The sequence below is a fragment of the Mesorhizobium alhagi CCNWXJ12-2 genome (assembly GCF_000236565.1).
GTDB lineage: Bacteria > Pseudomonadota > Alphaproteobacteria > Rhizobiales > Rhizobiaceae > Allomesorhizobium > Allomesorhizobium alhagi.
The window spans coordinates 19066-30701 of the sequence record NZ_AHAM01000001.1; the positions used below are offsets into that span (position 1 = coordinate 19066).

The following is an 11636-nucleotide window of genomic DNA, read 5'->3' on the forward strand; positions in this document are numbered from 1 at the left end:
GGACCATAGCCGATCGGAATACGGGGCGCTATTGTTTAAGCCGCGATGAACAGCCGCGCTCGGACGTCAGAGCACAGGGACCAACGAATGCCTTTGAAAGCCGAACTGCACTGCCACATCGAAGGTGCGGCAGCACCCGAACTCGTGATCAGGCAGGCGCAGAAATACGGCAAGGACGTCTCTCCCTACATCCAGAACGGCTCCTTCGTCTGGCATGATTTCACCAGTTTCCTGAAGGCTTACGACTTCGCCGCCGACCTGTTCCGCACGGAGGACGATTATGCGCGGCTCTCCGAATATTACCTGACCAGCCTGGCGCGCGACGGCGCGATCTATTCCGAGATATTCACCTCGCCTGACCATGCGACGAAGGCCGGTCTGTCGCCTCAGGCCTATACCGACGCGCTCGGCGAAGGCATGGCGCGGGCCAAGGCCAAGACCGGGATCGAAGGCCGCATGATCGTAACCGGCGTGCGGCATGTCGGCCTCGAATCGATTGAGGCCGCGGCGCGCTTCGCCGCCAGATGCGGCCACCCGCTGGTGACCGGCTTCGGTGTAGCCGGCGACGAGCGGAACGGCGACATCGAAGATTACGTGCGCGCCTTCGAGATCGCACGCGAGGCCGGCCTCGGCATCACCATTCATGCCGGCGAATTCGGCGGCTGGGAGAGCGTGCAGGCGGCGCTCGATCACATCCGCCCGTCGCGCATCGGCCACGGCGTGCGCGCCATCGAAAATCCGGATCTGGTCAAGCGCATCGCCGCCGAAGGCGTGGTGCTGGAGTGCTGCCCCGGGTCGAACATCGCGCTGAAAGTGTTCGACAGCTACGCCGAGCATCCATTCCCCGCCTTGCTGGCAACCGGCTGCAAGGTCACGCTGAATTCCGACGACCCGCCCTATTTCTGGACGACGCTGAAACACGAATACGATATTGCGGCCGAGCATTTCGGCATGAGCGACAAGGATCTGACGGCAGTGACTCGGACCGCGATCGAGGCGGCCTTCGTCGACAGGAAGACCAAGGCGCAGCTTCTTGCGCGGCTGAACACCGGTCACCGCTGACGCGCTATCGACAAAACTGTGGCCGGGCCTGAACGAGGCGTTTCTTGCCGGCAGCACAGCCTATAGTATCGGCAGTCGGAACTCAGGAGTAAGCATTATGGGCGTTACCGTCGTCGACCACCCGCTTGTCCAGCACAAGCTCACCATCATGCGCGACAAGGAAACGTCGACGGCAAGCTTTCGCCGGCTTTTGCGCGAGATCTCGCTGCTGCTCGGCTATGAGGTGACGCGCGACCTGGAACTGACCACGAAAACGATCGAGACGCCGATCGAGACGATGGAAGCACCGACCCTCGAAGGCAAGAAGCTGGTCTTCGCCTCGGTGCTGCGCGCCGGTAATGGCCTGCTCGAAGGCCTGCTCGACCTGGTTCCGGCCGCGCGCGTCGCCCATATCGGCCTCTACCGCGACCATGAGACGCTGGAGGCGATCGAATATTTCTTCAAGGCGCCGAGCGACCTTGCCGACCGGCTGGTAATCGTCGTCGACCCGATGCTGGCGACCGCCAATTCAGCGATTGCGGCGATCGAAAAGCTGAAGGGCCGCGGCGCCACCAACCTGCGCTATCTTTGCCTGCTGGCTGCCCCCGAAGGCATAGAGCGCTTCACCAAGGCGCATCCGGACGTCCAGGTCTACACCGCCGCCATCGACCGCCTGCTCAATGAAAAGGGCTATATCGTGCCCGGCCTGGGCGACGCCGGCGACCGGCTCTACGGGACGAAGTAGCTTCGCCCGTTCAGCATGCGTTAACGAAGGCGCAAGAATTGGCGCTGCGTTAATCGCCGGATACCGGCCGCAGGCTATGCTCCTGATACGAACCAGGGCGCGACCATGCTGCGGCAACTCATCATCCTCGGCGTATGCGCCGGCACATCGATGCTGATCCCCATCGCCTATCAGTCCAACCCGCAGGCGTTCCATGCCTTGCTGCAGTCGGGCGCGGGAGGCGACAGCCAGGAACGCGCCACACCTGCCGCCATCAATACGGTCAGGCCGAAGACGCCAGTCCAGCCTGAAACTCTGACCGGCAGGATGGTGCGGCTCGCGGCCGACGAGCGGGGGCATTTCCTGGCCGATTTCAAGCTCAACGGCCGCAAGGTCGAAGCGCTGGTCGATACCGGCGCGACCACGGTCGCGATCAACGCCTCCACGGCGCGGCGCATCGGGATTTCCCTGAAAAGTTCCGATTTTCGGCATTCCGTCAACACCGCCAATGGAGAGACCCGGGCGGCTGCCGTGATGATCGACCGCATCGAGATCGGCCGCGTCCATGTCGAGAACATCCAGGCCGTGGTGCTCGACGACAAGGCGCTGTCGGGCACACTGATCGGCATGAGCTTTCTCAAGCGGCTGGGAAAATTCGAAATCGAAAACGGGACGCTGCTTCTGGCGCAGTGAGCCCGACTACACCCGCGCGCCGATCCGCCTGATCACCGACTTCTGCAACGGCGGTTTCGTTTCGCCGAGCGTATAGGCCGACTGGATCGCGGCCGCCGCCTTCTCCGCGTCGGCCTCGGATCTCGCATGGACCAGCGCCAGCGCCTCGCCGGCTTTCACCTCCGCGCCGACCGGTAGCAGCCGGGTGATTCCGACCGAATGGTCGACGCTGTCTTCCGGTCGGGTGCGACCGCCGCCGAGCGTGACGACGGCGAGACCGATCTCACGGGTCGCCACACCTGCAACGTAGCCGTCCTTCGGCGCGCTGACGGCGCGTTCGACCTTGGCCTTGGGCAGATAATGCCGGCTTTTCTCGATGAAATCCGCCGGTCCGCCGAGTTCGGCCACCATACGCCCGAAGGTCTCGGCAGCCTTGCCGCTGTGCAGCACCCGGGAGGCGCGCTCAATGCCTTCGCGATTGGATCCGGCAATGCCCGCCGCCTGCAGCATCTCGGCGGCGAGTTCCAGCGTCACCTCCTCCAACCGAGCGTCGCGCAACCTCCCGGTCAGGAAATCCACGGCGTTAGCGACCTCGACGGCGTTGCCGGCGGCCGAGGCCAGCGGCTCGTTCATGCCGGTGATCAGCGCCGAGGTTTTCAGCCCCGCGCCGTTGGCCACTTCGACCAGGCTCGTGGCGAGCGCGGTCGCGTCGCGCGACTTGGCCATGAAGGCGCCGTTGCCGAGCTTGACGTCAAGCACCAGCGACTGCAGGCCGGCGGCGAGTTTCTTGGACAGGATCGAAGCGGTGATCAGCGGCACGGATTCCACCGTCGCGGTGACGTCGCGGATGGCGTAGAGCCGCTTGTCGGCAGGAGCCAGATCGGCGGTCTGGCCGATGATGGCGCAGCCGGCCGACAGGACGGTCCGGCGAAGCAATGCGATATCGGGCTGAGTCGTGTAGCCGGGGATCGAATCCATCTTGTCGAGCGTGCCGCCGGTGTGGCCTAGGCCGCGGCCGGAAATCATCGGCACATAGGCGCCGCAGGCAGCCACGATCGGCGCCAGCATCAGCGAGACATTGTCGCCGACGCCACCGGTCGAATGCTTGTCGGTGACCGGGCCGGGCAGGTCGGACCAGTCCAGCACCTCGCCGGAATCGCGCATGGCGAGCGTCAGCGCGACCGCCTCGTCGCGGCTCATGCCGTTGAAGAAGATTGCCATCGCCAGCGCCGCCGCCTGGCCCTCGGAAACCGCGCCGGAGGTGACGCCGGCAATGAAGCCGGCAATCTCTTCTGCGGAGAGCGGCTGGTCGTCACGCTTGCGGCGGATGATTTCCTGAGGGAGCATCAGGTTTGACCGCCCATGGACGGCGAAGGTGGACGCCCTGTATTACCCCCACCCCTAGCCCCTCCCCTCAAGGGGGAGGGGGACTTGCCGGCCGCAATGCCGAGAAACCTCGTTGAAGCTTTGTGCCTAGCGGAGACCCAGCCGAATCCCCCTCCCCCTTGAGGGGAGGGGTTAGGGGTGGGGGTAACGCAGGGAGCCGACTTGCCTCCGTTGCCACGGAAGGTGGTCATCAATCGAACCCCTCCGAAAACATATGCTTCAGCACCGTCGCCAGCCGCGCGCCGCCGATCGGCGCCATGTCCTTGGTCTCCTGATGCGACAACTCCGCGCCGGTCATGCCGGCGGCTAGGTTGGTGATAACCGAGGCCGCGGCGACGCGCAGGCCGAGGAAGCGGGCGAGGATCACCTCCGGCACGGTCGACATGCCGACGGCGGTCGCGCCCATCACGCGGGCCATACGGATCTCGGCCGGCGTCTCGAAGGACGGGCCGGAAAACCACATATAGACGCCCTTGTGCAGCTTCGTGCCGGTCGCTTGCGCCGCCTTTTCGAAGGCTGCGCGCAGGCCCGCATCGTACGCTTCGGTGAGGCCGACGAAGCGGCGATCAGTCGGCTCGCCGAACAGCGGATTGGAGCCGGAGAAGTTGATGTGGTCGGTGATCAGCATGACCGAGCCCGGCGGCATGTCGGGATCGACGGAGCCGGCGGCATTGGTGAGGATCAGCTTGGTCACGCCAATGCCCGCAAGCGTCTCCAGCGCCGGGCGCATGGCGGCGGCATTGCCGTGCTCGTAATAATGCGCGCGACCGGCAAGCAACAGCACCGGCCTTCCGGCTAGATTGCCGGCGACGATCTCGCCGGCATGGCCGGTTACGCCGCTCGCAGGAAAGCCGGGCAGTTCGGCATAGGGAATGCGGACCGCATCCTCCACCTCGCCGGCCAGCCCGCCAAGGCCGGAGCCCAGCACCAGCGCAATCGACGGCATCCGCCCATCCAGCCTCTCGACAAGCCGGCCAACCGCTTCGTTCATTTCAGAATCCCGCCCTCGAACCCATAGGGGAGCATCGCGCCCATGGTAACCGTTTCGACTACGCCGGCGTCGTCGCAGAGATGGAGTTTCGCATCCGCGCCCGCGAATTCGGCGAGCCGCTGACGGCAGGCGCCGCAGGGCGTGATCCTCGCCATGCGCTCGGCAACGACTGCGATCTCGGCAATCTCGCCGCCGCCGCCCATGATGTAATGACCGAGCGCCGTCGTCTCGGCGCACCAGCCTTCCGGATAGGAGGCCACCTCAATGTTGCAGCCGGAAAACACCCTGCCGTCCGTGGTGCGAATGGCAGCGCCGACCGGGAATTTCGAATAGGGCGCATAGGCATTGGCCATGGCGGCCTTCGCCGCCAGGAAGAGGTCATGAGACATTCTTAGTTCTCTCGCATGATCTTGTCCGAAAACCGGATTCCACTTTTCGGGATCATGCTTATCGCTCCTTCACATAAGGCACGCCGCCGGCGCGCGGCGGGATCGCCTTGCCGATGAAGCCGGCGAGCAGGATGACCGTCAGGATGAAGGGCAGAGCGTTGATGAGCTGCACCGGCACCTTGCCGATCACAGGCCAGGGCAGGCCTTGAAAGCGGATCGAGGCCGCCTCGAGAAAGCCGAACAACAGGCACGCGAACATCGCCGGCACCGGCTTCCATTTGGCGAAGATGAGCGCTGCCAGCGCGATGAACCCCTTGCCGGCGGTCATGTCCTTCACGAAACCGGCGTTCTGTGCGATCGACAGGTAGGCGCCAGCCATCCCCGTCAGAACGCCCGTGAAGATGACTGCGCGGTAGCGCAGCCAGGTCACCGAAATGCCGGCCGTATCGACCGCCGCCGGGTTTTCGCCGACGGCGCGCAACCTGAGGCCGAAGCGGGTGCGGAACAGCACCCACCAGGTGAACGGCACCATCAGGAAGGCCACATAGACCAGCAGCGAGTGGCCCGAGATCAGCTCGGAATAGACAGGCCCGAGCACCGGCACGTCGCGCACTGCGTCGGCGCCCGGCAGCGTGATCGCCCCGAAGCGCGCGTCGCCGGAAAGCGACGGCGTGCGCCCGCCCTGCCGGAACCAGGCCTGGCCGAGGATGATGGTCGACCCGGCGGCGATGAAATTGATGGCGACGCCGGAGACGATCTGGTTGCCGCGATGGGTGATCGAGGCGAAGCCGTGCACCAGCGCGAAGAACACGGCGGTGACCACCGCGGCTCCAAGACCCATCCAGGCGGAGCCCGTGACCGCGGCCGCCGAGGCGCCGGCAAAGGCGCCGGCCAGCATCTTGCCCTCGAGCCCGATGTCGAAGACGCCAGCCCGCTCCGAATAGAGCCCGGCCAGGCAGGCGAGCAGCAGCGGCACGGAGACGCGAATGGTCGCGTCGAAAATCTGCAGCATGATGCCTACGAATTCCATCTCAGGCGCCCTCCCCCTTCGGCGCCGCGACCCCGACCGATCGCGGGCTGAACGAGGCAAATACCGCCTGGATGGGCGCGCGGAACATGTGCTCCAGCGCGCCGGCGAACAGGATCACGAGACCCTGGATGATGACGATCATGTCGCGCGAGATGTTGGGCATCTCGAAAGCGAGTTCGGCGCCACCCTGATAGAGCACACCGAACAGAATTGCCGCCGGCACGATGCCGGCCGGATGCGAGCGCCCCATCAGCGCCACCGCGATGCCGACGAAACCGGCGCCCGCGACGAAATCCAGCGCGACGCGGTGCTGGTCGCCCATGATCGGATTGAGCGCCATCATACCGGCCAGTCCGCCCGAGATCATCATGGCGATGATGATGATGCGGCTTTCCGAAACTCCGGCATAGCGCGCCGCCTTGGGGCTGAAGCCGAAGGTTCGCATCTCATAGCCGAGCTTCGTGCGCCAGATCAGCACCCAGACGGCGAAGGCCATCAGCAGCGCCAGCAGGAAGGAGATGTTTAGCGGCGCGGAGCGAACCGCCAGGCCGAGCGATTCAAGCAGCCAACCCATTTTAGGCAGTTGCGCACCGTCGAAGAAATCACGCGTCTGCGGCGCCATCGATCCGGCCGGCTTCAAGACGTCGACCAGCAGGTAGACCATGGCGCTGGCTGCGATGAAATTGAACATGATGGTGGTGATGACGATGTGGGAGCCGCGCTTGGCCTGCAGGTAGGCGGGGATGAGCGCCCACAGCGCACCCACCGCCGCCGAGGCCGCTATGGCCAGCGGAAAGGTCAGCCACCAGGGCAGGACCGAATCGAAGGTGAGGCAGACCAGCGCCACGCCGAGGCCGGCAATATAAGCCTGCCCCTCGCCGCCGATGTTGAACAGGCCGGCATGGAACGCCACTGCGACCGCCAGGCCGGTGAAGATGAAGTTGGTGGCGTAATAGAGCGTATAGGCGATGTTTTGGCCGCTGCCGAATGCGCCGTCGATGAGAATGACGGCGGCGCTCAGCGGATTTTCTCCGACGAGCAGCACGACGACGCCGGCGACGAGGAACGCAACCAGAAGATTGATGATCGGGATCAGCCCGTAATCGGCCCAGCCCGGGAGTTTTGCGTAGGGCACGCTCATGGCAGGGCCTCAATGACCGATCTTGCGTCAGAAATTTTTGCGTACTCCTTGTCGAGGATGGCCAGCGTCAGCGCGTGCACATCCTCGGCCGGCCAATGCCTCCCGCGCAGGTCGGTGCGGTCGATGCTTGCTACCGCGTCTTCCGGGATCACCACTTCGAAGCCGAGATTGCCGGCCATGCGGGCGGTCGCCTCGACCGAATTTTCGAGCAGCACGCCGGTCATGACCAATTGGCTGACCTGCAACTCGTCGAGCAGGTCCATCAGGTCGGTGCCGATAAAGGCGCTGTTGGTGCGCTTGTCGACCACCGGTTCGCCCGGCTGCGGCGCGACCTCCGGCTTGAACTCGTTGCCGCGTGTGCCCGGCCGGTAGGGTGAGGCGGCGTCGGTCGAATCGTGGCGGATATGGACGATCGGCAGGCGCCGCTCACGCCATGCCGCCAGCAATTCACCGATGGTCTCCTCCATTTCGGGCTGGCCGCGCCGGCCCCATTTCGGGTCGTCGATGGCGTTCTGCACGTCGATGACAAGAAGCGCAGGCGTCGTCATTCCGCGGCCTCCTGGCGCTCGATGCCGGCCATCAGCAAGCCAAGCTCGCCTTCGGTTGCGTCTTCGCCGCGCTCGCCGACGATCCGGCCGGCGAACATCACCAGGATGCGGTCCGACAGCGAGCGTATCTCGTCGAGTTCAACCGAGATCAGAAGCACAGCCTTGCCCTGGTCGCGCATGGCGATGAGGCGCTTGTGGATGAATTCGATGGCGCCGACGTCGACGCCGCGCGTCGGCTGGCCGACGATCAGCACGCCGGGATCTTGTTCCATTTCCCGCGCGAGCACGATCTTCTGCTGGTTGCCGCCAGAGAAATTCGCGGTCCTCAGCCGTGGATTGCCGGGCCGGATGTCATATTTCGCGATCTTTTCCTCGGCGTCCTTCTGGATCGCCTCAATGTTCAGGAACGGGCCATTCAAATATTGCGGCTTGTCGTGATAGCCGAGGATCGAATTCTCGTTCTCCTCGAAGGCCAGCACCAGCCCGACATGATGGCGGTCCTCCGGCACGTGTGCGAGGCCGCGGTCGCGCAATTCGCCGGGATCGGCAAAGCCGGTCACGTCGATCGGCTTGCCGTCCAGTTCGACGCTGCCCGAAACGGCGCGGCGGATGCCTGAAATCGCCTCGATAAGCTCCGACTGGCCATTGCCGGCGACGCCGGCGATACCGACGATCTCGCCGCCGCGCACATCGAATGAAACATCGTCGACCATGGTGACGCCGCGCGAATCCTTCACCGTCAGGTTCTTCACCTGAAGCTTGACTGCGCCCGGCTTCGCCTCGTCCTTGTCGACCCTGAGCAGCACGCGCCGCCCGACCATCAGTTCGGCGAGTTCCTCAACGGTGGTTCTGGCGGTCTCGCGGGTCGCGACCATCGCACCCTGGCGCATGACCGAGACGTTGTCGGTGATCGCCATGATCTCACGCAGCTTGTGGGTGATGAGGACGATCGTCTTGCCCTCGTCCTTCAGCTTCTGGAGGATGCGGAACAGGTGGTCGGCCTCCGGCGGCGTCAGAACGCCGGTCGGCTCGTCGAGGATGAGAACGTCGGCGCTGCGGTAGAGGGCCTTGAGGATTTCGACGCGCTGCTGCAGACCGACCGGCAATTCCTCGATCAGCGCGTCCGGATCGACTTCGAGGCCATATTCCTTTTCCAGCCGCACCAGTTCGGATCGTGCTTTAGCGATGCTGGTTTTCAGCAGCGCTTCGCCCTCGGCACCCAGAATGATGTTTTCGATGACCGAAAAATTTTGGACCAGCATGAAGTGCTGGTGGACCATGCCGATGCCGGCCGCAATCGCGTCGTTCGGCGTCTTTATCACCGCCGGCTTGCCGCCGACCCGGATCTCGCCGCTGTCGGCCTGGTAGAAGCCGTAGAGGATCGACATCAGCGTCGACTTCCCGGCGCCGTTCTCGCCGACGATGCCGTGAATGGTGCCGCGCTGGATTTCGAGATTGATGTCCCGGTTGGCCCGGACCGCGCCGAAGCTCTTATTGATGCCGACAAGCTCGATTGCGGCCTCCGCCATGCGACGTCCCACCTCTTGTTGTTTTTATCGCTTGGTCAAAAAACTAGCATGCCGGATTTGCTGTGCCAATCACCGCGCGGATTGGACCACTCTCGACAAATCCCGATGCGCTTGTCAATTTCCCAAGGCCGGCGGAGCGCTATAATCAATCAGCTATCCAGCGATTTGCGCGCTTCGCCGCGACGCTCTGGCAGAATGAGGTATTTCCGATGACGACGCCCGGTGACCGGCTGACGACGCTTGAAATCCGCGCCGCCGAACAGGAAAAGACGATAGACGAGCTTTCCGCCCAGATCGTCGAGCAGTGGAAAGAAATCGAGCGCCTGCAGAAGACGCTGGAAGCACTGGCGACGCGCTTTCTGGCGCTTGAGGAGCAAACCGCGCCCGAGGCTCCGGCGACCAGGCCGCCGCACTGGTGAAGATCGGCTGAACCCGATTCTCGCCGGAAGGAAACCCCTCTTTACGGGCGAACTCGCGAGCCGCATGATCATCAGTGGAGGGCTGCCATGATCGACGAAGGCGATCGCCTGGCTCGGGCCGGCCACTACGTGCTCGGTCTGATGGATGACGAGGAGCGCGAGCGCGCTGAACGCGATCTCGAGCGCGACGGCGCATTTCGCGACGCCGTGCTGCGCCTCGCCGAGCGCATGCATGTTCTGGACGCCGACCCCGCGCCGGACGGCCGGTGGCGAGCGATCTCGGAGCGCATCGCCGAACTGCCGCAAATGCGCGGCGTGGCGCCCGCCGTGGCGTTGGCGGCGCAGCAAATCGCCGGCCGGGCGGCCATCCGCCGCATCGGCCTGCACTCCATCCCGGGCTGGCGCGCAGTGCTCGCAGCCGCATGCCTGATCGCGGCCTTCGCGCTCGGCTATGTCGCGGGCATCTCCAACGCTCCGTAAGAACCGGCCGCAGCCGGAGCCAGCCCGTGAGTTCTATCGATTGCCTGCCGAAGGCTCCCACAATTCGATTGGGTTGCCTTCCGGGTCATGGATGCGGCAGAAGCGCCCGGCTTCCGAATCCCATTCCGCGCGGGTCTCTACCGCGATGCCTGCCGCCTTGAGATCGGCCATCATCGCGTCGAGATCGTCGACGCGGAAATTGATCAACCATTGCTGCCCGGCTCGACCGAAATAGTCGGTGTTTTCCGCAAACGGCGTGAACACGGTCGGCCCCTCCTGCTGCCGCCATACGGTTTTCGCTATGTCGTCTATGCCGAGATGTGTCTCGTACCAGGCGGCGAGCGCCTTCGGATCGCGCGCCCGGAAGAAGAAGCCGCCTATGCCTGTCACCTTGGCCATTGTCGCTCTCCTCTTCGAGTTGACGACTGGTCATCGGGCGAGAATAGGCCGACAATCACCGCACGGCCAGCTTAGTTCCGGCCCGTCCCGCCAGCAGCGGTACGAGGCTCCCGATCCCTGCAGCCGACGACACCGCCAGAAACCAGCCGAAGCCCGGCCAGCCATAGCTCTCGATGATCTGGCCCGCGAGCGGCGGGCCGAACACCGTGCCGATGCCGCCGGCCTGGCAGACAAGGCCGATGGCGATTGCGGCCGAGCCGTCCCTGGGCAGGATCAGCGGAATGGAGGCGAAAAGCGCGGAGGCGGCAACGCCGCCCGAGATCGCCAACACGATCGCCGCGAGCGTTGCGGACCAGGCCGATGTTCCGGCAAAGGCCGGCAAGGCGGCCGCCGCGGTCGCGGCGAAGCCGATCGCGGCAAGCCAGGCGGCGAAGCGGGCGTCGCGGCCGCGCACCAGCCATCCGGTCAGGAGATTGCCGAGCGGAACGAGCAGCGCGATCGTTCCGGCCGAAATCGCGATTGCTGACGCCCCGCCGGCGATGAAGGCTGGCATGAAGGCGAAGAAGCCGACCGACAGGACAACGTAGATGCCGAAAGCGAGCGAGACCAGCACCACGCCTGTGGTCATGGTGGCGCTGAATGCGCCGCCGTTTTCCGGTTCGGCCATGCGATGGCCGGTGAAATCCGCCACCTTTAACACAAGCACGATCGCCGCCGCCGCAAAGAGGGCGAACGCCGCGATTGCCGAGATCAGGAAGGCCGTCTCGCCCGCGGGTAGGATCCAGGCAGACATGAAGTTGGCGACGGCGAAGCCGACCGGAACGAAGCCGCCCCAGATCGCCAGCACGGGTGCGCGCCAGGCCGGCGGCGATATGGAGTTCAGCAGC

At 64.8% G+C, this 11636-nt stretch carries 13 protein-coding genes and 1 pseudogene; 5 read left to right on the plus strand and 9 right to left on the minus strand.

Annotated elements, in window-relative coordinates:
* Positions 1 to 87: 87 nt before the first annotated feature.
* From MAXJ12_RS00100 to MAXJ12_RS00110, 3 genes are all read left to right on the plus strand, one after another.
* The gene (locus tag MAXJ12_RS00100; protein ID WP_008833680.1) at positions 88 to 1062 is read left to right on the plus strand and encodes an adenosine deaminase; all 975 of its coding nucleotides are present in this window, start codon (positions 88 to 90) and stop codon (positions 1060 to 1062) included.
* Positions 1063 to 1159: 97 nt separating this feature from the next.
* On the plus strand, positions 1160 to 1786 hold the full coding sequence (upp, locus tag MAXJ12_RS00105) for a uracil phosphoribosyltransferase (protein ID WP_008833681.1): 627 nt from the start codon (positions 1160 to 1162) through the stop codon (positions 1784 to 1786).
* A gap of 105 nt (positions 1787 to 1891) precedes the next feature.
* A complete protein-coding gene (locus MAXJ12_RS00110; RefSeq protein ID WP_008833682.1) occupies positions 1892 to 2458 on the plus strand; it encodes a TIGR02281 family clan AA aspartic protease in 567 nt (188 codons plus the stop codon).
* Positions 2459 to 2464: 6 nt separating this feature from the next.
* On the opposite strand, the gene deoA is transcribed toward MAXJ12_RS00110, so the two are convergent.
* The 7 genes from deoA to MAXJ12_RS00145 form a co-directional block, all read right to left on the minus strand.
* Positions 2465 to 3784, minus strand: a complete 1320-nt coding sequence (deoA, locus tag MAXJ12_RS00115; protein ID WP_008833683.1) for a thymidine phosphorylase — start codon at positions 3782 to 3784, stop codon at positions 2465 to 2467.
* A gap of 229 nt (positions 3785 to 4013) precedes the next feature.
* Complete coding sequence (locus tag MAXJ12_RS00120; RefSeq protein ID WP_008833684.1) at positions 4014 to 4814, minus strand: purine-nucleoside phosphorylase; 801 nt, start codon at positions 4812 to 4814, stop codon at positions 4014 to 4016.
* On the minus strand, positions 4811 to 5203 hold the full coding sequence (gene cdd / locus MAXJ12_RS00125) for a cytidine deaminase (protein WP_008833685.1): 393 nt from the start codon (positions 5201 to 5203) through the stop codon (positions 4811 to 4813). Before cdd ends, MAXJ12_RS00120 begins: the two co-directional genes overlap by 4 nt.
* A gap of 58 nt (positions 5204 to 5261) precedes the next feature.
* Positions 5262 to 6233, minus strand: coding sequence for an ABC transporter permease (locus tag MAXJ12_RS00130; protein WP_008833686.1), 972 nt, complete (start codon positions 6231 to 6233; stop codon positions 5262 to 5264).
* Position 6234: 1 nt separating this feature from the next.
* On the minus strand, positions 6235 to 7374 hold the full coding sequence (locus MAXJ12_RS00135) for an ABC transporter permease (protein WP_008833687.1): 1140 nt from the start codon (positions 7372 to 7374) through the stop codon (positions 6235 to 6237).
* Positions 7371 to 7922, minus strand: coding sequence for a cysteine hydrolase family protein (locus MAXJ12_RS00140; RefSeq protein ID WP_008833688.1), 552 nt, complete (start codon positions 7920 to 7922; stop codon positions 7371 to 7373). Before MAXJ12_RS00140 ends, MAXJ12_RS00135 begins: the two co-directional genes overlap by 4 nt.
* A complete protein-coding gene (locus MAXJ12_RS00145) occupies positions 7919 to 9451 on the minus strand; it encodes an ABC transporter ATP-binding protein (protein WP_008833689.1) in 1533 nt (510 codons plus the stop codon). Before MAXJ12_RS00145 ends, MAXJ12_RS00140 begins: the two co-directional genes overlap by 4 nt.
* 209 nt (positions 9452 to 9660) lie before the next feature.
* On the opposite strand from MAXJ12_RS00145, the gene MAXJ12_RS00150 reads away from it, so the two are divergent.
* Positions 9661 to 9870 carry a SlyX family protein gene (locus MAXJ12_RS00150; RefSeq protein WP_040584451.1) on the plus strand — a complete coding sequence of 70 codons (210 nt, stop codon included), beginning with the start codon at positions 9661 to 9663 and terminating at the stop codon, positions 9868 to 9870.
* Between the two features lie 87 nt (positions 9871 to 9957).
* Positions 9958 to 10350: a hypothetical protein gene (locus MAXJ12_RS00155; protein WP_008833691.1), complete on the plus strand. Its 393-nt coding sequence runs from the start codon at positions 9958 to 9960 to the stop codon at positions 10348 to 10350.
* A 33-nt stretch (positions 10351 to 10383) separates the two neighbouring features.
* Here the strand turns inward: MAXJ12_RS00155 and MAXJ12_RS00160 are convergent, their stop codons facing one another.
* Both MAXJ12_RS00160 and MAXJ12_RS37475 read right to left on the minus strand, forming a co-directional pair.
* Positions 10384 to 10749: a VOC family protein gene (locus tag MAXJ12_RS00160; RefSeq protein WP_008833692.1), complete on the minus strand. Its 366-nt coding sequence runs from the start codon at positions 10747 to 10749 to the stop codon at positions 10384 to 10386.
* Between the two features lie 55 nt (positions 10750 to 10804).
* A pseudogene (locus tag MAXJ12_RS37475) lies at positions 10805 to 11636 on the minus strand (hypothetical protein); the annotation flags it as partial.